The sequence below is a fragment of the Aeromicrobium marinum DSM 15272 genome (assembly GCF_000160775.2).
GTDB classification, from domain to species: Bacteria; Actinomycetota; Actinomycetes; order Propionibacteriales; family Nocardioidaceae; genus Aeromicrobium; species Aeromicrobium marinum.
The window spans coordinates 395,608-419,363 of the sequence record NZ_CM001024.1 but is presented as its reverse complement, the minus strand read 5'-3'; the positions used below and the strand labels follow the sequence as shown (position 1 = coordinate 419,363).

General features: G+C 69.8%; 25 protein-coding genes. 23 read left to right on the top strand and 2 right to left on the bottom strand.

The genetic code is table 11. The features are described 5' to 3' along the window. Positions 1-3: 3 nt before the first annotated feature. From HMPREF0063_RS02255 to HMPREF0063_RS02225, 7 genes are all read left to right on the top strand, one after another. The gene (locus tag HMPREF0063_RS02255; protein WP_007077025.1) at positions 4-369 is read left to right on the top strand and encodes a hypothetical protein; all 366 of its coding nucleotides are present in this window, start codon (positions 4-6) and stop codon (positions 367-369) included. Continuing rightward, the gene (locus HMPREF0063_RS02250) at positions 366-5,060 is read left to right on the top strand and encodes a DNA polymerase (protein WP_007077024.1); all 4,695 of its coding nucleotides are present in this window, start codon (positions 366-368) and stop codon (positions 5,058-5,060) included. The genes HMPREF0063_RS02255 and HMPREF0063_RS02250 overlap by 4 nt, the downstream gene beginning before the upstream one ends. Positions 5,061-5,336: 276 nt before the next feature. Beyond that, complete coding sequence (locus HMPREF0063_RS02245; RefSeq protein ID WP_007077022.1) at positions 5,337-5,945, top strand: hypothetical protein; 609 nt, start codon at positions 5,337-5,339, stop codon at positions 5,943-5,945. Continuing rightward, positions 5,942-6,226, top strand: a complete 285-nt coding sequence (locus HMPREF0063_RS02240) for a hypothetical protein (RefSeq protein WP_007077021.1) — start codon at positions 5,942-5,944, stop codon at positions 6,224-6,226. The genes HMPREF0063_RS02245 and HMPREF0063_RS02240 overlap by 4 nt, the downstream gene beginning before the upstream one ends. Continuing rightward, complete coding sequence (locus tag HMPREF0063_RS02235) at positions 6,223-6,498, top strand: hypothetical protein (protein WP_156794016.1); 276 nt, start codon at positions 6,223-6,225, stop codon at positions 6,496-6,498. Before HMPREF0063_RS02240 ends, HMPREF0063_RS02235 begins: the two co-directional genes overlap by 4 nt. A gap of 116 nt (positions 6,499-6,614) precedes the next feature. Beyond that, positions 6,615-7,067, top strand: coding sequence for a hypothetical protein (locus HMPREF0063_RS02230; RefSeq protein ID WP_156794015.1), 453 nt, complete (start codon positions 6,615-6,617; stop codon positions 7,065-7,067). After that, the gene (locus tag HMPREF0063_RS02225; protein WP_007077018.1) at positions 7,060-8,229 is read left to right on the top strand and encodes a MerR family transcriptional regulator; all 1,170 of its coding nucleotides are present in this window, start codon (positions 7,060-7,062) and stop codon (positions 8,227-8,229) included. Before HMPREF0063_RS02230 ends, HMPREF0063_RS02225 begins: the two co-directional genes overlap by 8 nt. 56 nt (positions 8,230-8,285) lie before the next feature. Here the strand turns inward: HMPREF0063_RS02225 and HMPREF0063_RS16490 are convergent, their stop codons facing one another. Next, positions 8,286-8,438 carry a hypothetical protein gene (locus HMPREF0063_RS16490; RefSeq protein ID WP_007077017.1) on the bottom strand — a complete coding sequence of 51 codons (153 nt, stop codon included), beginning with the start codon at positions 8,436-8,438 and terminating at the stop codon, positions 8,286-8,288. 95 nt (positions 8,439-8,533) lie between these two features. Here HMPREF0063_RS16490 and terL point away from each other — a divergent pair, with 95 nt between their 5' ends. From terL to HMPREF0063_RS02155, 14 genes are all read left to right on the top strand, one after another. After that, complete coding sequence (gene terL, locus HMPREF0063_RS02220) at positions 8,534-10,012, top strand: phage terminase large subunit (RefSeq protein ID WP_007077016.1); 1,479 nt, start codon at positions 8,534-8,536, stop codon at positions 10,010-10,012. Positions 10,013-10,030: 18 nt separating this feature from the next. After that, positions 10,031-11,683, top strand: a complete 1,653-nt coding sequence (locus tag HMPREF0063_RS02215) for a prefoldin domain-containing protein (RefSeq protein ID WP_007077015.1) — start codon at positions 10,031-10,033, stop codon at positions 11,681-11,683. After that, complete coding sequence (locus HMPREF0063_RS02210; RefSeq protein ID WP_007077014.1) at positions 11,683-12,738, top strand: phage minor head protein; 1,056 nt, start codon at positions 11,683-11,685, stop codon at positions 12,736-12,738. Before HMPREF0063_RS02215 ends, HMPREF0063_RS02210 begins: the two co-directional genes overlap by 1 nt. 164 nt (positions 12,739-12,902) lie before the next feature. Beyond that, the gene (locus HMPREF0063_RS02205) at positions 12,903-14,153 is read left to right on the top strand and encodes a hypothetical protein (protein ID WP_007077012.1); all 1,251 of its coding nucleotides are present in this window, start codon (positions 12,903-12,905) and stop codon (positions 14,151-14,153) included. Between the two features lies 1 nt (position 14,154). Continuing rightward, complete coding sequence (locus HMPREF0063_RS02200; protein ID WP_007077011.1) at positions 14,155-14,520, top strand: DUF2190 family protein; 366 nt, start codon at positions 14,155-14,157, stop codon at positions 14,518-14,520. A 10-nt stretch (positions 14,521-14,530) separates the two neighbouring features. Then, positions 14,531-15,658 (top strand): phage major capsid protein, encoded by a 1,128-nt coding sequence (locus HMPREF0063_RS02195; protein WP_007077010.1) that lies wholly within the window; start codon positions 14,531-14,533, stop codon positions 15,656-15,658. Position 15,659: 1 nt separating this feature from the next. Continuing rightward, the gene (locus tag HMPREF0063_RS02190) at positions 15,660-15,962 is read left to right on the top strand and encodes a hypothetical protein (protein ID WP_007077009.1); all 303 of its coding nucleotides are present in this window, start codon (positions 15,660-15,662) and stop codon (positions 15,960-15,962) included. A 240-nt stretch (positions 15,963-16,202) separates the two neighbouring features. Next, entirely contained in the window at positions 16,203-16,562 is a 360-nt protein-coding gene (locus HMPREF0063_RS02185; protein ID WP_007077008.1) for a hypothetical protein, read from the top strand. Continuing rightward, positions 16,562-17,023, top strand: coding sequence for a DUF6093 family protein (locus HMPREF0063_RS02180; RefSeq protein ID WP_007077007.1), 462 nt, complete (start codon positions 16,562-16,564; stop codon positions 17,021-17,023). Before HMPREF0063_RS02185 ends, HMPREF0063_RS02180 begins: the two co-directional genes overlap by 1 nt. A 1-nt stretch (position 17,024) precedes the next feature. Then, positions 17,025-17,369 carry an HK97-gp10 family putative phage morphogenesis protein gene (locus tag HMPREF0063_RS02175; RefSeq protein WP_007077006.1) on the top strand — a complete coding sequence of 115 codons (345 nt, stop codon included), beginning with the start codon at positions 17,025-17,027 and terminating at the stop codon, positions 17,367-17,369. Position 17,370: 1 nt separating this feature from the next. Next, a complete protein-coding gene (locus HMPREF0063_RS02170) occupies positions 17,371-17,820 on the top strand; it encodes a hypothetical protein (RefSeq protein WP_007077005.1) in 450 nt (149 codons plus the stop codon). 39 nt (positions 17,821-17,859) lie between these two features. Further along, positions 17,860-18,102, top strand: coding sequence for a hypothetical protein (locus HMPREF0063_RS02165; RefSeq protein ID WP_007077004.1), 243 nt, complete (start codon positions 17,860-17,862; stop codon positions 18,100-18,102). Positions 18,103-18,108: 6 nt separating this feature from the next. Continuing rightward, a complete protein-coding gene (locus tag HMPREF0063_RS02160) occupies positions 18,109-18,618 on the top strand; it encodes a phage tail tube protein (RefSeq protein ID WP_007077003.1) in 510 nt (169 codons plus the stop codon). Between the two features lie 87 nt (positions 18,619-18,705). Further along, the gene (locus HMPREF0063_RS02155) at positions 18,706-19,449 is read left to right on the top strand and encodes a hypothetical protein (RefSeq protein WP_007077002.1); all 744 of its coding nucleotides are present in this window, start codon (positions 18,706-18,708) and stop codon (positions 19,447-19,449) included. A gap of 313 nt (positions 19,450-19,762) precedes the next feature. On the opposite strand, the gene HMPREF0063_RS02145 is transcribed toward HMPREF0063_RS02155, so the two are convergent. Next, positions 19,763-20,101: a hypothetical protein gene (locus tag HMPREF0063_RS02145; RefSeq protein ID WP_040320037.1), complete on the bottom strand. Its 339-nt coding sequence runs from the start codon at positions 20,099-20,101 to the stop codon at positions 19,763-19,765. 33 nt (positions 20,102-20,134) lie between these two features. On the opposite strand from HMPREF0063_RS02145, the gene HMPREF0063_RS02140 reads away from it, so the two are divergent. Both HMPREF0063_RS02140 and HMPREF0063_RS02135 read left to right on the top strand, forming a co-directional pair. Beyond that, entirely contained in the window at positions 20,135-22,891 is a 2,757-nt protein-coding gene (locus HMPREF0063_RS02140) for a tape measure protein (RefSeq protein ID WP_007076999.1), read from the top strand. Further along, positions 22,888-23,751 carry a hypothetical protein gene (locus tag HMPREF0063_RS02135; protein ID WP_007076998.1) on the top strand — a complete coding sequence of 288 codons (864 nt, stop codon included), beginning with the start codon at positions 22,888-22,890 and terminating at the stop codon, positions 23,749-23,751. The genes HMPREF0063_RS02140 and HMPREF0063_RS02135 overlap by 4 nt, the downstream gene beginning before the upstream one ends. The last annotated feature ends 5 nt before the right edge of the window (positions 23,752-23,756 follow it).

The following is a 23,756-nucleotide window of genomic DNA, read 5'->3' as shown; positions in this document are numbered from 1 at the left end:
CCCGTGCCCGCCGTCCGCACCGGAACCCGCCTGGAGGCGCTGCAACGACTGCAGCGTCGGACCAAGCACGAGATCGACAGCGCCCGGAGGCGGGACGACAGGTACGAGCTGAAGCGCCTGGCCGATCTCGCCGCGCGCATCGACGACGAGATCCGTCTGGCCTCTGCCGGCCGGCCTCGTTCCAAGCGCGTCGAGAAGGTCCTGCCCCGCATGCACGACCTCTGCGTCACCGCCCGCGAGGTGAAGGTCTGGGCCGTCGAGGCCGGCCTGATCCCCGCCGTGGTCCGCGGCCGGGTCTCCGGCGCGCTGGTCGAGGCGTACGCCGCCGCACATTCCACCCACGAGCACCAGGAGCTGAACCACCTGTGAACGACCAGACGCCCCCGATCTACGCCGAGCACGTCGCCGACTACGTGCAGGCCGGCTGGCCGTGCGTGCTGCCGGTGCCGCCCCGGGACAAGTTCCCCCCGCCGACCGGCTTCACCGGCGCGGACGGCAAGGACACCGACGTCGCCCAGGTCGTGGAGTTCGCCGGCAGCCACCCCCACCACTCCATCGCCCTGCGCATGCCCGACGGCGTCATCGGCATCGACGTCGACCAGTACGTGAAGAAGGGCAAGCAGAAGCACGGCGCCGATACCCTCGCCGCACTCGTCGAGAAGCTCGGCCCCCTGCCGCCCACCTGGAGCTCCACGGCCCGCGGCGACGAGCACGGCCCGGGCCCCTCACGGGTCCTGCTCTTCCAGGTCCCCGCCCAGCGGTACATCACCAACCTCACCGCCGCCGGCACCGGGGACATCGAGATCATCCAGCGGCACCACCGCTACATCGTGGTCGCGCCGAGCATCAACCCCGAGACCGGCACCCAGTACCAGTGGTACGACGAGACCGACCAGCCAAGCGACAAGGTCCCCAACCCGCTGCAGCTGGCCGAGCTGCCCGCAGCGTGGCTGGCCCACCTGCTCGAGGGCGCCACCAGCGCCGGCCCGTCCGCGGCCGACCCCGCCAGCGGCGAGGCCCTGCTCGAGCAGCTGCTCGACGACTGGCGCCCCGAGTGCGCCGACATCTACGGCGCGCGGCTCAACGCCCTGGACACCCTGGCCACCGCCGACGCCGGCAGCCGCCACGACACCATGACCGCCCGCGTGCACCACCTGGTGCAGCTCGCCGCCCAGGGCCACCCCGGAGTCGCCTGGGCGATCACCGAGCTGCGCGTCATCTGGGACAACCTCACCGCCGGCGAGCTGCGCGGCAACGAGTTCGACCGGATGCTGCTCACCAGCGCCCGCAAGGCCGTGACCGTCGTCGGCACCGTGCAGAACCCCCGCGACCCCTGCGTCTACGACCTCGCGTTCATGGTCTCCGGGGCCGCCCCCGACGACGCGACCGGCGAGCCCGGCACCGCGGTGGCCCCCGAGCGCCGCTGGTCCATCCGCGAGGTCATCGGGGCGCACGCCTTCGACCCTCCGGCCGAGCTCGACCAGCCTCTCGCGCAGGCCGTGCTGGAACGCACCTACCCGGTCGTCCGGTACGCCCACGACACCGGTGGCTGGCTGCTGCGCCTGCCCGACCGGTGGACCCTGGCCGGAGATCTCTCCCAGTGGTCGGTCGCCCAGGTCGCCGGCCTCCTGCCGATCGGCAACCCCGAGGCCGAGAAGGGCTCGGACGAACACGCCCGGTCGCGTCGACGTGCCCGGTTCAACACCCAGGCCGGAGCGAAGGCGATCGCGTCCAAGATGGCCGCCCTGGTCGCCGCCGGCACCCACCCCTGCGCCATCGACCTCGGCGGCCTGGACTCCGCGCCCGACATCCTCTGGGCCGGCGGCGTGCCGTGGGACCTGAAGTCCTGCCTGCCCGACGCCCCTGTCCAGTCGTGGGTCGCGGCCATGGACCCGGCCACCCCGCACCTGCACACCGCCGCGGTCCTGCCCGAGCGACGCGACACCCCGCTGTGGGACGCCTTCCTCGCCGCGGTGTGGCCCGACCCCGAGGTCCGGGCCTGGGCCGTGCGGGTCTTGTCGATCGCGCTGACCGGCTACCCGGACCGCGCCCTGCCGATCCTCATCGGCGACACCGGACGCGGCAAGACCCAGGTCGTCAGCCTGCTGATGAGCGTCCTCGGCTCCTACGCGCACGCCGCAGACCCCCGACTGATGGGCGCCGAGGGGGCCAAGGCCCACGCCAGCATCGTGTTCGCCCTCAAGGGCCGCCGGCTCTCGTTCATCGACGAGGGCCCCCGCGAGGGCCGCTGGGCCCAGGAGCGGCTGAAGCAGCTCACCGGCGGCGGCGAACTGACCGCCAACCAGATGAACCAGAACCCGATCACCTTCCGGCCGACCCACACCCTGGTGCTGACCACCAACGACGAGCCTGCCCTGACCGACCCGGCCATCCGGGCCCGGGCCCGGCTCCTGCCGTGCGACGGCGACCCCGAGGCCGTGCGGATCGCTCGCGCCGCGATCGGCCACACCAACAGCGCCGCCTGGCGCGAGGAGGCCCCCGGTGTACTGGCGTCGATGATGGCCGAAGCCGGCTCCTGGCTGGCCGAACCCACCACCGCTCACGTCAGCGCCGCACCGATCCACCTGCGGGACATGGCCGAGAAGGTCGGAGCCGAGCAAGACCCCGTCCGGGTCTGGCTCGAGGAGGAGACCGAGCCGTGGGAGGCCGGCACCCCCAGCCGCGAGCTGTACCAGGCGTTCTGGTCCTCCTGCCGACGCAGCGGCATCAGGGCCGACGTCATCCCGACCGAACAGCGCTGGGGCCGGGCGCTCTCACGATTCGAAGTGCCGATCCAGCACACGAAGCAGGGAAAACGGCGCCCACTGAGGGTCCGCACGCCAGGGTTCATGCCCGAGGCCGCCAAGTCTGCTCCGACGACCGCGAGCCCGGTTCCGCAGCCGGGTGACGGATACGCCCCCTCTGGTGACGGATTGGTGACGGATGTTCCCGCGTATCCGTCACCCACGTTTTCGCAGGTCAACCCCGATGAGATCCGTCTGAGTGACGGAAGTGACGGATTGACAGACCCCCTTACGCACATGCGCACGCGCACATGCGCACACGGCGGCGAGGTCCAGTCGACCTCATATCCGACACCCGATCCGTCGGACCCCTGCGATTCCAGCGAATCTGCTGTCGCGAATCCGTCACCGCCCAAGCCGAAGCGCGCGAAGACCGCGGAGGCCGTGGCGAAGGCGGCAGCGGTGAAGGCCGAGAAGCTGGCCGCGGCGATCTCCGAAGCCGGCGGACCGATCATCCAGCTGCCGGCGCTGGTGACCCAGGACGGTGCCGTGGTGGCGATCCGCCTGACCGACGCCGACGCGCTCCTGGGCACCATCACCGTCACGCCGGCCGCACTCACCGTCGACGTGGAGACCACGGGCTACCCGCTGGGCCACCGCGACTACGCGCTGCGGACCATCCAGCTCGGCAACGACGCGTTCGCGATCGACTTCGACGCCGCCGACCCCGAGCAGGCCCAGGTGGCCGGCCGGCACGTCGGAGCCGCGGCCATGCTGCACGCGCACTCGGCGACCGCCGACCTGATCCCCCTGGCCCATGCCGGGCTGATCGACCTCGACGACGCCTGGTCTCGGATGCACGACACCGTGATCCCGGCCAAGCTTGCCGACCCCGCTTCCACCGGCAGCGACCCCGGCCTGAAGAAGCTCGCCGGCGCCGTGCTCGGCGACGCCGCGGTCTCCACCGCAGCCGAGGAGGGACGCAAGGCACTGTTCAAGGCCGGCAAGTGGCTTACCGAGGTCAAGAGCACCACCCCGATCAGCCGATCCGGCTGGGCCCAGGTCAACCCCGCCTGCGAGACGATGATCCGCTACGCCGCCAGCGACGTCATCGACGACGCCGCGCTCGCGCTGCGCCTGCCCCCGCTGCCCCCGGAGCTGCTGGAGCGTGAACGCCTCGCCCAGCGCATGACCGCCCGCGTGGCCGACCGAGGACTGCGGCTCGACGCCGACCTGGTCGAGCGGCTGCACGCGGAGCAGACCGCCGCGCTGACCGCTGCGTCCGAGCACATCCGTGCCTTCGGTGTCGACAACCCCGGCAGTGACCAGCAGGTGGCCGCGGCCCTCGAGCGACTGGGCGCCCCACTGCCGCGGACCAAGACCGGCCGGCCGAGCGTGGCCAAGGGCGTGCTCGACCCGCTGAAGAACGTCGACGGCGAGATCGGCGACCTCGTGCGGGCACGGCTGGACTACCAGACCGCCGAGAACCGGCTCGGCCTGTTCCTCGAGCCCTACCGTCAGCTCGTCACCAACGGCGACGGCCGGGCCCGCCCGACGATCTACACCCTGGCCGCGGACACCGGGCGCATGTCCTGCGTCAGGCCCAACCTGCAGCAGGTCCCCCGCGAGGGCGGCTTCCGTGCCTGCATCACCGCCGATCCGGGGCACGTGCTGATCTCGGCCGACTTCTCTGGCGTCGAGCTCCGTGTGGCTGCGGCCCTCAGCCAGGACCAGAACCTGATGGCGATCGTCGCCGACCCCGACCGCGATATCCACCGCGAGATCGCGCAGCTCGTGTGGGGCCCCGACGCAGGCAAACCCGAGCGGTACCAGGCCAAGCGCAAGGTGTTCGGCCGGCTCTACGGATCCGGGCTCAACGGGCTGATCACGTCGGATCCACCGGTCAGCGAGCCGATCGCGAAGGCGATCATCGAGGCGATGGACCTGATGACCCCGGGTCTGTCCTCCTGGTCACGGATGGTGGCCGACGGCGTCGATGCCGGCCGCACCGAGTTCCAGGCCTACTCCGGCCGGACGATCTACATGCCGACCGACCGCGGCTACGCCGGCCCCAACTACTGCATCCAGGGCACCGCCCGCGAGCTGCTGATCGACGCACTCGTGCGCTGGTCGGGCACCCGCTGGGGCAACGCCGTGCTGCTGCCGGTGCACGACGAGCTCGTGGTCCACGTCCCCGAGGACGAGGCCGAGGAGGCCACCGCCGCACTGACCGCTGCCATGGCCACCGAGCTGCACGGCGTCCAGATCATCGCCGAAGCCAGCGAGCCGACCTTCGCCTGGGCAGACAGCGCATGACGAACCAGGAGACGACTATGCCGGACAACATCCGACGCTGCCGCAACTGCGGGTGCACTGACGACGAGGCCTGCTGGCCCTTCCGGTGCTGGTGGGTCGATGACGACCTCTGCAGCGGGTGTGACGACGGGCGGGGCCGCGACGATGAGTGACCCCAAGGCGTGCTCTCAGTGCGGCCAACCCCATGTCTTGCGGGGTACAGAGAAGCCATCGTGTGCCGGCCACCGGAAGTCCGACGGTGGACCCTGTGGCCAGCCACCGCGCAAGGGCCAGCGAGTGTGCCGAAAGCACGGCGGCAACACCCCTCAGGCGCTGGCCGCCGCCGAACGTCGTACGCAGGCCGAGGCTGCCCAGCGCGAGCTCGGACGCGCGCTCGCCGAGGCCTACGGGACGAGCGTGCCGACCGTCGACCCGGCGGACGCGATGCTGCAGGCGGTCTCGTGGAAGCACGCCGAGGTCACCGTGCTGCGCACCAAGGTCGCCGGCATGGCCATGGACGACCCGAAGTCCCTGGTCTGGGGCGTGACCCGTCAGCACACCGGCGAGGGCTACGGCACCACCCGCGAGTCCGGCGAGAACATCTGGCTGCAGATGCTGCACAAGTCCGAGGAGCAGTTGGTCCGGTTCTCGGCGGCCGCGCGGTCCGCCGGCTGCGATGAGGCGCGGATCCTCGCGGCCGAGCGCTACGGCACGCAGATCGCGTCGATGCTGCAGGCCTTCGCCGCGGCCCAGCTCGCCGCCGTCAGCCGGCTGCTCGCCGATCACGAAGAAGCCGTGGCGCTGTTGGCCGACGCGTGGTCCCAGATCGTGCGGGAGACCGCTCCCGTCGTCCTGCGTGCCATCGACGCAGGAACCGCACCCACCACCGAAGGAGCACACCCGTGACCACCCCCACCACCCTGGCCGGCATCGTCGAAGCCCTCGACGACGTCGACTTCACCCAGCTCACCCACGAACCCGCACAACCCCGCACCGTCATCCAGTTGCCGAACAGGACTGCGTTCGAGGCAGCGTGCACCGCCCTCGACCTGGAACCGCGGGAGTCGCCGTCGACCGTGCTGGGTCGGCGTGAGTTCTACGCCACCGCCGGCCCGCTGAACAGCACGCCGCTGCTGCTGACCGCGGCGTCGCTTTCGTCCGACGCGGACTGGGAGGACCCGGCATGAGGCGCCTCCGTCTGAGCGGAACCGGCTGCCCGTTCCCGGTCAAGACACGAGGCGGCGTCATCCGATGCGTGGTCAGTGCCGACGCCTGCAAGCAGCACCGGGACGTGCCGCGGGCCGTGAGGTACCTCGCGGACGTCGCCTGGTGGGTTCGCCCGTGGTGGCCGAACGAGATCGGTCACGCCCAGGACAACGCCGGGCGGGCACGGATGGGCCTCAAGCCCGATCGGGTCGACGCCGCCATGGTGCGGCTTCAGGGGCTGACCCGGCGATGACCGCGCCGATCGAGCAGCTGACCGACTTGGTCGTAGACCACACCCCCGGCGACCGCGACCTCGCCGCCCGGATCGCGACCGCGGTCATCGCCGCCGGCTGGCAACCCCTCCCGCCCATGTCGCTGCCGTTCGACATCCGCGCCACAGTCGACGACGGGGTCGTCCACCTCGACCTCGACGGTCAGACCCTGGCGAAGACGAAGCCGGCTGTTCACGCAGCGCTGCTGGCCTGGTTGGGCGCCCACGACATCGGCGCGACCGAGATCCCATCCCTCGCGCGCATCACGGTCAACACCGCGGACGGAACCATCACATTCCCGATGATCACCCAGGTCGACGGGGAGCTGGTCGTCGTCAACGGCGAACTGCACCGCACGCTGACGACTCGCCGGCCGTCGAAGGTCCAGCCGTTCCCGACCGAACTGCAGGAACTGGTCGAGTGCACCCACCCGGACGCGTTCGACGTGCGCCTGCTCTGCGAAGACGCCACGACCTCGCGCTGCCCTGACTGCGGTCACACCTGGACCACCGCCGAGCCGATCGACACCGAGGGAGACGACCTTGCCTGAAGTCAGCTGCTACTTCGCCGGCCAAGACGAGCCGCGACGCCTTCACCGCGAGCACGACGACGAGTGCCCGGACGACTCGGCCTGCCGAGGCTGTGCCGCGTGCCCCGAGGACCACTGCGTCGTCTGCACGGTGGCCCACAGCGACGACCAGCACCCCCTGACGTGCGCGGCGTGCGTCGCGGCTTTCCGCGAGGACCTCGACCAGGTGGTGCGGCTCTCAGGCGGCCTGCTGGCTCACGCCGTGCTGGGCAGCGGCGGGCGTCTCGCGCGGTCACCGATCCCCGGCGGCGAGGCGATGGTCCTGATGGGGCCTGGAACCCAACCGCATGGACGAGCTTGGTATGCCGAGCAGCCCCAGGGCAAGCGAGACCACAGTCACCGCGACGACGAGCGTGAGACCGACAGCGCCACCCTCGGTCTCACGCTCGCGCAGATCGAGGACGACTGGCGCGAGGTCCTGCAGATCCCCGCAGCCGACAATGAATTGCACAGCGTCGGGAGCGCGGCGGCGTTCCTCGACCAGCACCTCAGCCGGATGGCGCAGATTGAGGCCGGCGACTTCCCGTCCAATGCGAGTGACGTCGCAACCCTGCGTCACACGCTCGAGGACGTGCTCGGTGACGGCGCGCGGGACGAGCCCGGGGCCCCGTGCGTGCACTGCGGCTTCTCGCTGGTTCGCAAGTCCGCCAAGCCGAAGCTGTGCCGGCATCGACGGCTGCGCGATGAGGTGGCCCAGATGTCAGGCGAGCCTCGGTTCTCGCTGCTGGATCTGCTCCGTGCGTACCCCGCTCTCGCCTTCGAGCACGAGGCGTGTGGCGACCAGGGCGGCAGCCGCGATCGGTGGGAGTGCCTGCGTTGTCGCCGTCGTTACAGCGAAGATCAGTACCGGTTCGCGGTCGGGGTCACCTACCTGGGCCACTCCCCGGCGCTCACCGCGGCCGAGCTGGAACGCAAGATCGGCACCCCGGCGACCCAGATCCGAGTCTGGGGCTCACGCGGGCTGGTGGCCAAGCGCGGCCGGGATGAGCACGGGGTCTGGCGCTACGACGTCGCCGAGGTGGAGTCGCGTGTGCGGCAGCTGGAGGAGGAGCAGCGAGCCGGGCAGGAGGCTGCCCGGCTCGCCGCCGCCACCCGCAACACACCGAAGCGGGGTGTTGCGTGACCGCGCTGCACTGTGTTGAAATCTCAGTGCCTACGATCGCGCCCGAAAACTGCTGGTCACCTCAGCTGCTTGGGCACGCGCTGCTCGTTCTTCTTCACGATGTCGTAGGCCTGAGCCAGCTGGAGCACGGCTTCGGCGGTGCCGACCTGCTTCACCCGGTCCGCGATCTCGTCGATGATCGCCTGCCGCGCCTCGTCCTGAGTGGCCATGGTGGATTCCTTTCGTCGATGACGGGTCCGTCGAAGCGGACGCTAGCCGTCACCACCGACAGCGCTGCCGCCGTTCACCTCCGAGGGAGGCCAGCGTGACCCCCTGGGAAGCGGCCGCCCGCAACTTCGAGGACGACGGCAGCCACTGGACGACCCCCGGCAAGATGGCCGCCAGTCTCGACCCCTCGACCCGGCAGACGCCCGCCCTGGACCTGATCGACGCCGCCCTGGTCGACGTCGCCGAAGACCGCTGCGAGCGCCTGATCCTGTCGATGCCGCCCCAGGAGGGCAAGAGCCAGCGGACCTCACGCCGCTTCCCGCTGTGGATGCTTCACCGCAACCCGAAGCTGCGCGTCGCGATCATCTCCTTCGAGCTGAGGATCGCCGCTCGGTGGGGCCGGGCCATCCGCGAGGACGTAGTCGCGAACCCGAAGCTCGGTCTCACCGTGGACCGCACCTCCCGCGCGAAGCACGACTGGGAGCTGCTCGGCCCCGGCGGGTCGGTCTACTGCGCCGGAATCGACGGAGCCCTCACCGGGCGTCCCGTCGACCTGCTGATCATCGACGACCCGTACAAGAACGCAGCCCAGGCGGAGTCCGAGGCGTGGCGCGACACCGTCCGAGACTTCTGGACCGAGGTCGCGCTCCCCCGACTGGCCCCCGGCGCTCCAGTGGTGCTCATCCAGACGCGCTGGCGAGAAGACGACATGGCCGGGTGGTTGGCTGACGAGTTCGCCGACCAGTGGCGGGTGCTCAACATCCCCGCCCAGGCTGACCACCGCCCAGAGCGGGGCGAGGTCGACGTGCTCGGCCGCGAGCCCGGCGAGTTCATGGAGTCGGCGCGAGACAGAACCCGAGCCGACTGGACCAAGAAGAAGCGCGAGGTCGGCTCCCGGTCCTGGAACGCCCTGTACCAGGGCCGGCCGTCCCCCGCCGCCGGCGACATCTTCCACCGCACCTCCTGGAAGAAGTTCACCGAGCCGCTGCACCTCGAGCGTGCCGACGGGTCGCGCATCGTGACCGAGTACGACGACCTGCTGCAGTCGTGGGACCTGACGTTCAAGGACACCAAGAACGCCGACTACGTGGTCGGCCAGGTGTGGATGCGGCGCGGGGCGAACGCGTACCTGCTCGACCAGGTCCGCGGCCGAATGGACTTCCCAGCCACCTGCGGCGCGATGAAGGCCATGCACCGGCGCTGGCCCCAAGCCCTGCTGAAGGTCGTGGAGGACAAGGCCAACGGCCCGGCCGTCATCGCGGCGCTGCGCTCGACGGTGCCCGGCATCGTCCCCGAGGAACCCCAAGGCTCGAAGGTGGCCAGGGCCTCCGCGGTGTCCCCGCTGGTCGAGGCCGGCAACGTCTGGCTGCCGGAGTTCGAGGCATGGGCGGACGACCTGATCGAGGAGGCCGCCGGCTTCCCGAACGCCGCCCACGACGACATGGTCGATGCGATGAGCCAGGGCCTGAATCGTCTGATCCTGCAGCCGCTGCTCAGCGGTGATGACCTCGGTGACGTGATCACCGACGAGGACATCGACCCCGAGCTCGCCGGCTATTCCATCTCCCCATATTGACCACGGAAGGCGGCCCGCATGCCCGACACCGCCGTCCTCACCGAGACCGCTCCGGCCCAGACGCTGCAGTACCTGTCCGAGCAACTCGACCAGGCGTCGAACCAGATCGAGATCCTCGAGGAGTCCCTCGCGGACATCGAGTTGGCCCGCGAGGACCACGGCTGGAAGCGGATCGGGTTCTGGGGCGAGATGGAGTTCACCCGCGAGGGCCTCCGGAACTCCGCTCAGCTGTGCCGCATCATGGCGATCGCCAACCCGATCCTGAAGCGTGGTCTGTCGCTGCGGTTCGCGTACATCTGGGGCTCCGGCGTCCAGATCAGCGCTCGCGCCACTGGCCCGACCGACGAGAACCAGGCACAGCAGGACGTCAACGGCTTCCTGCAGGGCTGGCTCGACGACCCCGAGACCCTGCGGGTGCTGTACGGAGCCCAGGCCCGCGAGCGCAACGAGCGGACCCTCGGCACCGACGGGAACCTGTTCGTCGCCCTCTTCACCAACCAGGTCACCGGTTGGGTGCGGCCCCGGTTGATCCCGTTCGACGAGATCGCCCGCGTGGTCACCAACCCGGATGACCGGCTGGACCGGTGGTTCTTTCTGCGCGAGTGGACCCAGCTGGTGACCGAGGACGGCACCGCACCGGGCACGACCCGTGTGCGCCGGGTGACTCGTCGTCAGCTGTACCCGTCGATCGACTACCGACCGACCAGCAAGCCGACCACCATCCAGGGCATCCCGGTCGCGTGGGACTCCCCGATCGCCGAGCTCGACGTCAACGGCCTCGACACGTGGGACTTCGGCATCGGCGACGCGTTCGCGTCCCTGCCCTGGGCGAAGGGCTACACCGACTTCCTCACCGACTGGGCTCGCCTCATGAAGGCGCTGTCCCGGTACGCGTTCAAGGGCTCCGCACCGAGCCGAGGCGCTGCGCAGAAGGCCGCGGCCGCGCAGCGCTCCAGCCAGCTCGACCCCACCCTCCCGGGGCCGCGGCGAGCCGGCGTGAACCAGTCCGAGGCTGGCGCGACCGTCCACCTGGGACCCGGTCAGGACTTCACCGCGATCCCCAAGACCGGTGCGACGATCGACGCCGAGTCGGGCAAGCCGATCGCGGCCATGGTCGCCGCGGGGCTCGACATCCCCGTCACGATGCTGCTCACCGACCCGGGCATCACCGGGACGCGTGCGACCGCCGAGACGCTGGACAAGCCGACCGAGCTCATGGCCAACGCGCGCCGTGACGTGTGGTCGGCGTTCCTGCGCCGGATCTGCAACTACGTCATCGACTCCGCAGCGAAGGCCCCGTCCGGTCCGCTGAAGCGCAAGGCGACCACGCGGGACCGGTTCACCGGACGTGAGACCGTCATCCTCGCCGGCAACACGGACCGGACGATCGAGATCGCCTGGCCCGACATCTCCGAGACCCCGCTCAAGGACCTCGTGGAGTCGATCGTGTCGGCCGACAGCACCCGCCGGGTTCCGCCGCTCGTCACCCTCAAGCTGCTGCTGCAGGCGCTGCACGTGGACGACGTGGACGACATCCTGGCCGACGTCACCGACGAGCAGGGCAACTTCATCGACCCGAACCTCAACGCCGGGCAGGCGATGATCGACGCACTGCGTAGGGGCGAGAGTGTTCCGCCGTTCGACCGGCCGCCCGCGGCTGACGCTGCCTGATGTCCGTCACCCGCGAGACCCTGCAGCTGGTCGGTCAGATCCGCATCCAGATCGCCGAGAGCGTCAACTCCGCCACCGACGACCTGGTGCGGTCTTGGGCGAAGGCCTGGACGATCGTCGCCGGCGACTGGCAGGCCGCCGTCAACGAGCTCGAGGCGCTCCGCGTCGACGGTGCGTGGCCGACGGCCAGTCAGGTGATGCGCGCCGAGCGGGCGCAGGAGGCGCTCGAGGCAACGTTCGAGGGCCTGCAGGGGCTGACGGACAACGCCGGCGTGCGGATCATGTCGTCGGTGTCGGACGTCGTCTCGGCGGCGACCGGGCAGATCGACGTGATCGGCTCCCAGTTGCCGCGCGGCGCGGGCGCTGAGCTGCGGGGCACGCTCGTCCGAGCCGACACCGGCCAGATCCGGGCGATCGTCGAGCGCACGCAGGTGCGGGTCACGAAGACGCTGCTGCCGCTAGCGGGCGACTCCTACGACATCATTCGCACCGAGCTGATCCGCGGCGTCGCCTTCGGCCGCAACCCGCGCGTCACGGCCCGTGAGATGGTCCGCGACTTGGAGATCGGGTTCAACCGATCACTGACCCGGGCTCTCGTCGTGGCGCAGACGGAGACGCTGGACGCCCACCGCGCCGCGGCGGCCGCCCACGAGCGCGCCAACGAGGACGTGCTGACCGGTTGGGACTGGCTCGCGACGCTGGACTCCGACACCTGCCCGTCGTGCTGGGCGCAACACGGCACACGCCACGCGATCACCGAGCCCGGGCCCAACGACCACCAGAACGGCCGGTGCGCACGACTCCCGGTGACGAAGTCGTGGCGCGACCTGGGGTTCGACATCGACGAACCGCCGTCGCTGATGCCCGACTCCGAAGCGCGGTTCGGCCGGCTCTCGAAGGCCGACCAGCTGAAGGTCATGGGGCCGACCCGGCTGGAGCTGCTGAAATCCGGCGACGTCGCGTGGTCGGACCTGTCGACGCTGCGGAACAACCCCGGGTGGCGCGACTCTCAGGTCGTCACGCCCGTGCGGGACCTGGCGTCTTCCGCATCGTGACCGCGTCACACCGCAGGCACTTGTAGTCCTCGTGGGCGCCGTCCATCGCGATCGTCACACCCGCCAACTTCCAGGCGTGCTCCAGGCACTCGTCGGGCGCTGAGCCCTCGTTCCGGTCGTCCTGACCCATCCGAACACCCTACGACCTCACGAGGAGATCGACCATGCACAAGCAGATCATGGAGTCGACGGCTCTCGCCGCGACGCCCATCTCCGGCAAGCCGGGCGAGCTGATGATCACCCTCATCACCCCCGGCCAGGGTTCGTCCGGCACCTACTCCGTGGAGTGCCTGGAGGCAGCCGGCGCCGACGAGGTGTTCCCCGCCGGCACCCACATGTACCTGGACCACCCGAGCGAGAGCGACCAGTACGAACGCCCCGAACGGTCCGTCAAGGACCTCGGTGCCGTGCTCACGGGCCCCGCAGTGTGGAACGCCGAGGCGTCGGCCCTGCAGGCGCCCGCCCGCCCGTTCAGCCAGCATCGCGAACTGCTCTCGGAGATGCAGCAGTACATCGGCGTGTCCATCCGGGCCGCCGCCGAGGTCAACGAGGCCGGCAGCGACCGGGAGATCCTCAAGATCCTGCCCAGCCCGGCGAACAGCGTCGACTTCGTCACCCGCGCCGGCCGCGGGGGGACGTTCCAGGTGCTCGAGTCCGCACGGCCCGGCCGCGTCAACGCTCGAGCCCGCCGCCACGGTGTCAGCGAGGCGAGCGTCAACGACCGCCGCGAGGCCCTGTCCGTGCTGATCCGCGAGGAGTACGCCACCGACGGCGACGACCGCGTGTGGGCGTGGCTGCGGGACTTCGACGAGACCACGGCCTGGTTCGAGATCGAGAACGGCGACGACGCCGGGATCTACGCCCAGACCTACGACTCCGGCAGCGACGGCCTGCCGAGCGCCCTCACGGGCGAGCGCACCGAGGTGCGTGTCGTCACCCAGTACGTCCCTGCCAACCCGGCTGGGAACACCGAAGAGTCCGCAGGAGGACACATGGCAAAGATCCAGATCGAGGAGTCGGCTCACACCGAGCTGCTCGAGAAGGCCGGCCGGGTGACCGCGCTCGAAGCTGAGCGTGACACGGCCATCAAGGAGCGGGACGCCGCGAAGACCGAGCTCTCCGAGAGCAAGGCCGCGTCCGCCCGCAGCAAGGCCGCCGACGCGGTCATCTCCACCGTCGCGAAGGAACACGAGGTCTCGTTCTCCAACCTCGAGATCACCGGCCTGAAGGCCGACCTCCCGGTCAAGGAGGGCGAGCTCGACGACGAGGCGTTCACCAAGGCCGTCGAGGCCGCCGCGGCCGAGGTCCTCGAGGCCCGCGGGACCGGACGCGTCACCGACCTCGGTGGCGGTCAGCGGTCGACCGGCGTGTCGGAGTCCGACTTCGACAACATCTTCAACCCGAAGGGAGCCTGACATGAAGAACCTCGCGTTCCGGCCGGGCAACGAACTGTCCCTGCCCGTCCCGTCGGGCACCGTGTCCGGTGAGCCTGTCAAGGTCGGCGCCTTCTGCGGCGTCGCCGCGACCAGCCGGGGTGAGGGTGTCGGCAACATCGCCACCCACGCCTCGGTCGACATCACCGGTGCGGTGTTCCAGATCGACGTGGACGGCGCCATCACCGGCGTCGGCCAGCCGATCTACATCATCACAGCGACCCGTGCCCTCACGGTCACGGCGACCGACAACGAGCTCTGGGGCCACTCCGCGTGTGCCGCCGACGGCTCGTTCACCACCAAGTCCAGCGGCGTCGGTCCGGCGCTCGTCAAGCCCCTGACGGTCTGAGGAGGCCATCGTGACCACCACCCTTCTGCGTCCCGACACGTTCGAGCTGGGCGCCGACATGACCATGCTCGGCGAGGGACCTGTCGCCCGTCGAGCCCGCTCGCGCGCCAACCCCGGCATGCGTGCTGCCATGGTCGACGCCCACCGCGTGTACGAGGCGGCGAAGTCGGGCAACCGGCTCGCGCTCATGCAGCTCAACGAGGCGATCACCACGTCGGACCTGTTCAAGTCCGCGCTCGGTGAGGTCCTCGACCGTGAGCTGATCGCCCAGTACGACGACGTCCCCACCCAGTGGACGAAGTACTCGGCGCGCACCACGGTCAAGGACTTCAAGCCCAAGCGCCTGGTGGAGCTGACGCGCAACCGTCACGCCCTGCCGAAGGTGCCCGAGAAGACGAACTACCCGGTCGCGTCGACGTCGGTCGACGAGCGGACGGTCAAGGTCGAGAAGTTCGGCGAGCAGTTCGGGTACACCTTCGAGGCCCGGATCAACGACGACATCGGCGAGCTCGAGGTCGTCCCCAACGGCTGGGCCACGCAGGCCCGGTACACCGAGGACGACGTCACGCTCACCCAGCTGGCCAACCCGGTCACCGGTGCACCGAACACGACGTTCTTCAGCGTCGGGAACGGCAACATCGGCACGGGGATCCTCAACGAGGCGAACCTGCAGGCGGCCATCACCCTGGTCACCACGAAGCGGGACTCCGACGGCCGCATCCTGCGGCCCGGACCCCTGCAGCTCGTGGTCGGCCCGGCGCTGCAGTTCACCGCCGAGCGGGTCCTGAACGCCGAGGAGATCCGGGTCACCGTCGGTGGCACCACGACCGTGGAGCGCAACCCGTTCCGCGGCAAGGTCACCCTCGACGTGCTGGAGAACCTGCCGGGCGTCGCCTGGTTCGTCATCCCGCTGGCCACCGCGCCCCGGCCGGCGTTCTACACCGCGTTCCTCCGTGGGTTCGAGACCCCGGACATGCGGTACAAGAACGACCAGGGCAAGCGCCCCGGCGGCGGGGACATCTCGGTCGACGAGGGGTCGTTCGACAACGACACCATCTGGTACCGCGGACGTCACATCGTCGGAGCCGCCCACGGCGACCCGATGTTCACGTTCGCCTCCGACGGAGAGGCGGAGTGACGTGAAGCTCTACACCGAGAAGGACTTCGTCGACGTCGTCGACGAGGTCACCGACGAGGCTGCCGGTTCGGTCCCGAAGGGCTGGCTGGGCAAGGAGTTCGGCACCGGTCTGAAGAAGGCCGGCAAGGGCAAGGCCACGCCGCCGGCCGATCCGGACCCGGTCGTGGTGCCCGAGGGTGCCCCGGAGGAGGCCTGGACTGTCCCGCAGATCGACGCGTGGGCGGAGCGTGAGGGTTTCGACTTCGGCGACGCGAAGAACAAGGGCGAGAAGCTCGCCGCGATCACCGCGGCGACCGACAGCTGATCGGCTGACGCTCCTCTTCGGTCCCGCCCACACTCTCTCGGGGTGTGGGCGGGGTCGTGGTGGCACGTCAACTCCGCCGAAGCCGGACTGTTCGTACGACTGGTCCACAGGGATGCGCGGGGAAGGTCTGTCCGGGGGTGCCGTGGCGGGTAACGCCAGGCTGCCGGCGCCTCACTTTCCACCCCTGCCAGGGATTCTCCTGCGTGCCACCACCCACCCCTGAGCCGCGAGGAGGCCGTCATGGTGTTCACCTACAACATCAAGGACCTGAACTCGGTCGGCCAGGTGCGCCTCCTGCTGAACGACGTCGACGAGCACGCGCCTGTGTTCCAGGACGAGGAGATCGCGGCGTTCCTGCTCATGGAGGGCGAGCAGGTGAAGCTCGCGGCCGCGCAGGCGATCGACGTGAACGCGTCGAACGAGCTGTTGGCGTCCAAGGTGCTGCGGACGCAGGACCTGCAGGTCGACGGGGCGAAGGTGGCCGACGCGATGCGGGCCCACGCGAAGGCGCTCAGGCAGCAGCACTTCGACGCGCTGGAGGGTGACGGGTACTTCGAGGTTGTGGAGTACGACCAGTACCCGTGGCCGGAGCTGACCTGATGCCTCGCCCGACTCGCGCCTACGGGCGCCCCGGCACCCGGGTTCTGCCGGAGAACTGGGAGCGGGACCATGCCCCTGTCGTCGCGAAGACCCGCACAGCGATGATCGAGATCCGGCCCCCGGCCGCGCTCCCGACCTTCACCCCCGGTGAGGGGTACGGCGACCCGGCCAGCCTGGACCCGATCTACACCGGATCGGCGCGCATCCAGGCCCTCGACGCCGACGCCCGCCGCCGGCTCGTCGGCGAGCAGGACCAGGGCACGTCGGCCTACCTGGTGGCGATCGACATCGACGCCGCGGCCATCCCGGACAACTCGACCATCCGCGTCACCGCGTCCAACGACCCGTGGATGACCACCGACCGGACCCTCATCGTCCGCAACGCCGACCTCGGGTCGCTGCGCTTCGAACGCGACCTCTACGCCGTCGACGACCTCGACCGACCGACCACGGGAGGCTGACATGGCGTCGTTCGAGTTCGACGGCCTTCAGGTGATCGCGTCGGACATGAAGAACGCCGGCAAGAAGGCCAAGCGGCTCGTCCCGCTGATCGTGGCGAAGACGACGTTCGACATCGAGGCCGACGCGAAGATCATCGTCGCGGTCGACACCGGCAACCTGATGGGCTCGATCGGGTCGGACATCGACCCCGACGGCCTCGGTTCCACGATCGGGCCGACGGCGGACTACGGCCGGTTCATCGAGAAGGGCACGGACGTGATGCCCGCGCAGCCGTTCATGGCGCCGGCGTTCGACCGCCGTGCGCCCGGGTTCGTCCAGGCCATCGAGCAGATGCCGAAGCTCTGACATGCCGACCATCCCCCGCGACCACTTCGACACCCAGATCCTGACCCGGCTGCGGACGCTGACCGGCGTCGAGGTGTTCGACGTGATCGTCCCCGTGACGCCGCCGTCAGAGCCGAACGCGCCCGGTGTGGTCAAGCCGTACGCCGTCTACCAGCCGTCCGGTGGCGGCCCGTCCACGATGCTCACCCTCGCGGACTGCGACGACTCCCTGGTGCTCCGGCCGATGGTCAAGTGCGTCGCAGGCTGGCGCCACAAGCTGATGCCGCTCGTCGACGACGTGCAGGACCTGCTGCAGCGCTGGCGACCCGCCGCCCCCGAAGGGCTCGACGTGTCCGTGTCGACGTTGAAGTTCCCGCTCGGGTTCACCGCCGGCACAGCGACGGTCGAGCGCGGCGAGACCCCGGGCCGCCTGTTCCTGACGCTCTGGTTCGAGTTCACCGTCTCCACCTGATCCACCAACCACCACCCCTTCACCGTCCAGGAGGACGCCATGGCATTCGTCGACGCCTACGACACCAAGACCGGGAAGAAGCTCCCGTACCTGGTGCCCGAGCACCACATCGACCACCCCGTCCTGGGCAAGCGCATCGCCCGCATCCCGTCGAAGAACAAGACGGTCACCGAACCGGCCCAGCCGGCCGAGGGCGCCCAGATCACCGAGCCGAAGCGGCCCGGCCGCGGCACCAGCCGCACCACCAACACCGACACGCCGGCCGCCGGCGACAAGGAGTGAACAGACATGCCGAAGCAGCTCTCTGACGAGCGGATCGCCGTCGTCGTCCTCGACGGTCCGCCCGCCGACCCCGCAGCGATCACCGATGCCGAGTTCGACGCCGGCCTGCGCCTCGAGTGCCGGATCATGGCCGGCGAGTACCGGCTGACCCCGGTCGGCTCGGACACCGTCAACCAGTCCGAGATGTGCGAGGGCGGCAACGCGACCGTCTACGGCCGCTCGAACTACGAGGGCATGATGACCGTGTTCCGGTACCTCGACGGCGACGGCCTCGCCGACGAGACCAACGACGTCGCCTGGGACGCCACGAAGCTCAAGGGCACCCTGCTGCATATCGTCGAGCGGGAGGGCCCCGAGCACGACGCCGCCGGCGCGGTCGGCCAGGGCTACTCGTACTTCGAGGTCCTCACCGACAACCCGCAGGCCCCGTCGGAGCGCACCGGGTTCATCCGCCGGGTGATCCCCCTGGGCGTGCAGCGCGCCGTCCTGGACAAGCTCCTGGTCGCCGGCGCCTGAGCCCCCCTGACTCTGCCCGGCGCGCCACACGGGAGCGCGCCGGGCAGGGAACTCCCGTGATCCCGTGACCCCGTGGAAGGAACCCGCATGACCACCACCCCCAGCATCCGTGACGAGTTCGCGTCGTCGTTCGACGACTGGATCGCCGGCGCGACCGTGTCGAAGCGGTCCGTCGTGATCTACGGCAAGGCGGGCCTGTACGCCACCTACCAGCAGCTCGAGCGTGACCTCGCGATCGCCACGGCGGTTGAGTCGCCGGGTGAGTCGATGGGCGGGTCCGAGGCGTCCCGGATCCGCAAGGACCTGCAGGCGGTCTACGACGAGTGGATGGAGTCGAAGTCCACGTGGGTCGTCCGGGCAGTGTCGGACGCCGACTGGGATGCGGTGCGCGCCGGCGACGAGTCGGAGGACCTGGCCCCGTTGGTGGAGCCGGAGAAGATGGAGAAGCCGGTCGAGCCGGTGCTGCCGGAGAAGCCGACCGAGGCGCAGAAGAAGTCCCACACGGTGGCGGTCCGGAAGTACGCCAAGGCGTTGGCCGCGTACGAGGCGAAGGTGCCGGCCTACCGCGAGGAGATCGCGGCGTACCTGGACGAGCTGAACCTGCGGCTGATCCGCCGGGTCGTGGTGTCGGTGACGATCGGCAGCGGCGCCACCCGGACCGCCGACGGCGATGTCCCGGTGGTCACGATCGCGCAGCTGCGGGCGTTGCGGGCGCAGATCGGTGAGAAGCAGTTCACGGGTCTGTTGAACGCCGCCCAGCAGGCGACCAGTGAGGAGCCGGTGATTCCGGCCCCTTTCTCGCCGAGCACCTCGGAGGACGACCCGACCTGATCGTGGCCCTGCAGGCTGCCAGGGCGTGGGGTGAGCGGCCGACGGTGTTCTTGGGGCATGCGGAGGCTGCGGGGCCGTGGAGTGAGCGGGATCGGGAGCTGTCGAAGTCGTTGCTGCTGTACGAGCGGTCGCTGTGTGACGGGTGCGGGAATGACGCCGCACAGGCGCAGGACCCGGACCGTGAGGGCTGGTATCTGGTGCAGCCGGTGGTGTGTGCGGGGTGTCGGGCGAAGGAGTTGGAGGCGAAGCAGTCTCCGCCTGAGCCGGGGGTGAGGTTCCGGGTGGTGCCGGATCCGGCGTACGTCAAGCGCTCCTAGCGCTGCACGACGTTGACGGTGATGTCGTCGGGTCGGACATTGTTCTCCGAGTCGAAGAGCACATCGCACTCGTAGCTGCTGCGAACCATCGCTCCCATGGGGTTCTGAGCGTCAACTTCGCCCTTCACCTTGACCACGAAGGCACCAACAGCGCTCGAAGAGACGAAGTCCGCAGTCGAGGGCGCCTTCAACCTGTCGAGCACAGCGTTCTGGCATGCCGCGATGGCATCCGTCTTCTTGCGATCCGAAGCGCTCTCCTGAGGCTCCTCATCGCTCTCGCTGCCGCACGCGGACAGCGCGAGAAGAGCGATAACGGCCGCAACTGAGGTCCTCATCCAAGCCATTCAACTACAGACGGGAGACGGACCGTGACCGAACGCGACGTCTCCGTCAGGCTCCGCGCCGAGATCGGCCAGTACGAGCGCGACATGGAGCGCGCCGGGAAGGCCGCGGAGAACCTCGGCAAGGCCGGCCAGCGCGCCGCAGAGATGCTCGAGAAGGCGCAGAAGCGTCAGGCCGAAGCCGCCGCCTCGCTGCGCCTGGCCGAGCTGCGCCTCGAGGAGATCCGCGCCAAGGGCACTGCGTCGACGTCACAACTGGTCTCAGCGGAGCAGAGGGTCTCCAAGGCCCGTCAGGACTCCGCGGCTGCTGCTCTCGGCGTCGCCCAGGCCGAGGGCCGGGTCGAGGACGCCGCGGATCGTTCCTCGACCGCTATGGGCCGGCTGACGGCGTCGGTCGAGGACAACCAGGTCGCGTGGCAGCGCGCCGGTGTCGGCCTGGTCGCGGCCGGCACTGCGATCACCGGACTCGGCATTGCGGCGCTCAAGACCGGCATCGCGTACAACACGCTGCAGCAGACCTCCCGGGCCGCGCTGACCTCTCTCCTGGGGTCGTCGTCGGCCGCCGCCGATCAGATGGACCGGCTCGACGATTTCGCCCGCACGTCGCCGTTCGCGAAGTCGACGTTCATCACCGCGCAGCAGCAGATGCTGGCTTTCGGCATCGAAGCGCGCAAGGTCGTCCCCTACCTCGATGCGATCCAGAACGCCGTGGCCGCGGCCGGCGGCTCGAACGACGACATCGCCGGGATCGTCGCGACGATGTCGAAGATCCAGTCCTCGTCCAAGGTGACAGCTGAAGACCTGAACGAGTTCGGCAACCGCGGCGTCAACGCGGCCGAGCTCATCGGTTCCCAGATGGGCAAGACCGGCGCGCAGATCCGCGACGACATCTCCTCTGGCGCCCTCGACGCGACAGCTGCGCTCGACGCCCTGGCCGCCGGCATGTCCGAGCGGTTCGACGGAGCTGCGGACAACGTGAAGAACACCTTCGCCGGCGCCATGGACCGGGTCAAGGCAGCGTGGCGCGACCTGTCGTCCGCGCTCGCTGAGCCGTTCGTCGGCACCGAGGGCGGAGGCATCTTCACCGGCCTGCTCAACGAGTCTGCCGACCTGATGCGCGCCTTCCAGGACCTGCCGGGCCCCGTACAGGGGACCGTAGCTGTGCTCACCGGGCTCGCCGGTGTCGGCTCGCTTGCAGCGGGTGGTTTCATCCTGATGCTGCCGCGGATCATCGAGACCCGCGAGGCGCTGAAGGAGCTGGGACCCTCGGGTCAGCGTGCGGTCGGCATCCTCGGCCGAGTCGGCAAGGCTGCCGGTGTCGCCGGGGCGGCGTTCGCAGCCTGGCAGATTGCCGATTCGATCATCCCCGACTCGGCGATCGCAGGACTCGAAGACTTCGAGTCCGCTCTGCTGGACATCGCTGATGGCTCCAGCATCGCCGGCCAGTCGCTCGAGGAGCTGTTCAAGAGCGAGGCGTTCGGCAACCCGCTCGCTGGCACCGGTGACGAGATCCGTGGTCTCGACGATGCGATCCAGAGCCTTGACCGCAGCGCCGGTGACTGGATCGCCAAGGCGTCGAACCTGTTCCTGTACGACGACAAGGCCGACCTCGCGAGGCAGTCGTTCGAGCGGGTCGATGAGGCGCTGGCCGGGATGGTCGGGTCGGGCAACCTCGGTCAGGCCGCTGCTGGCTTCGACCTCATCGCTGAGCGGATGCGGGAGCAGGGCTTCTCCGCGGAGCGGATCGAGGAAGTCCTCCCTGGCTACACCGCGGCGCTCAAGGACGTGGACAACCAGTCTCGGACCACTAGTGAGAGCGCACGGGCTGTCACCCAGTCACTGGAGGAGCAGGTCGACGCGTGGATCGCCGCCGCAGATGCTGCGCTGGCCGCCAGCAACGCCGAGATCGCTGCAGTCGAGGCTCAGCTCGCGGCCAACGAGGCCATCTCTGATGGCGCGCAGGTCGTCCGCGAACAGTCAGGTGCTGTCGATCTCAACGCAGAGTCGTCGCGCAACGCAGTCAGTGCGCTCAACGACCTGGCTGGGGCAAACCTGGCGAATGTGCAGGCGATGGACGACGCGGGGGCGTCATCGGCCGAGCTCGATTCGGCCCTTGCAACACAGCGCGAATCGTTCATCAACACCGCGATTCAGATGGGCTACACCGCTGATGAGGCGGCCGCCTTGGCTGACCAGCTGGGGCAGATCCCGCGCTCCGTTGAGACGACGGCCAACCTCACGAAGGCGAACAACTGGAACTTCGTCCTGGGTTCGATCAAGGCGGACATCGCGAACGCTAGCCGCACCGGGCTCATGGGTCTCGCGGTGTCCGCTGCGACAGGTATCCGGGAGTCGAACGGTGGAGTGCTCGACTTCGCGAAGGACGAGTTCTACGCCAACGGCGGCATGCGCGAGAACCACGTCGCGCAGATCGCCCCCGCTGGCGCCAACCGCCACTGGGCTGAGCCGGAGACCGGCGGCGAGGCGTACATCCCCCTGTCGCCGGCGAAGTGGGCCCGATCGCGCGAGATCTGGGTCGAGACCGGCAAGCGCCTCGGCATGGGCGACAACAGCAACGCCTGGGACCAGTCCTTCCAGTCGGCCGCCGCGGCCTACGCCCCACGCCCCACCGCCACAGCAGCCACCGGCACCCCGATGCCCCCGGCTCCGACTGTCGCAGGAGGGAACACCGTGCAGGTTGACGTCACCACGATGCCCGGCCAGGACCCCCACGAGCTCGGGAACAAGGTCGGCCAGAGCGTCCTGTGGGCGATGTCGTCATGACCGAGTGCCTGCACGCGACCGTCGAGGACTTCGAGCTACGCACCAAGCTCGACTCCGGTGTCATCCGCAAGGTCACGGCCGTGTCCGGGTGGGACGAGGGCGCGAGCCTCGAGACCACCAGCCCGGGCCGCCCCGAACGGCACGGCACCTTCGAGACCCCGGCGTACATGCGCGGACTGGAGCCGGTCATCGAAGGCGCCGTCACCTGCCCCGACCACGCGACAGCCGTCGAAGAGCAGCAGCTGTTCGGGCGGATCCTCGCAGGCGGCGCGTACGGCACCCTGACCCTGCAGCACGCGGGCACCGAGCTGCTGTCCGCCCGCGTGCGTAGAGCCGCGCGGGTCGCGATCATCCCGACCTCGGACCGGACGTTCTCGTACAGGCTGCAGCTGTTCTCCCCCGACCCCTACCGGTATGGGCCGGAGCAGTCGGCGTCGACCGGTTTCGCGATGCCGCCCGCGGGCGCCGGACTCAGGTTCCCGATGTTCGGTCACCCGTCGGGACAGATCGACTTCGGGGCACCGCCGGTGGCGGCGTCGATCCTGCTGGAGAACGCCGGCCCGCAGACCGCGTGGCCGACGTTCGAGGTGGTGGGGCCCGTGGACGGGTTCCGGATCCTGGATGTGACGACCGGGTCGGCGACCGACTTCACCGGATCCCTGGTGGAGGGCGCGTCGGTCCTCATCCACACCGCTACCGGGCGCGCGACTCGCGGTGACGGAGCCGACGTGACGACCGGGCTGCGGATGCCGGTCATCCCCACGATCCCCCCGTACAGCCAGCGGGAGTTCCTGTTCGAGCCGCTTTCGGCTGCCACTGATGCGGTGCTCACCGGCCGCGTCTACCCGACCTACTTCTAGGGAGA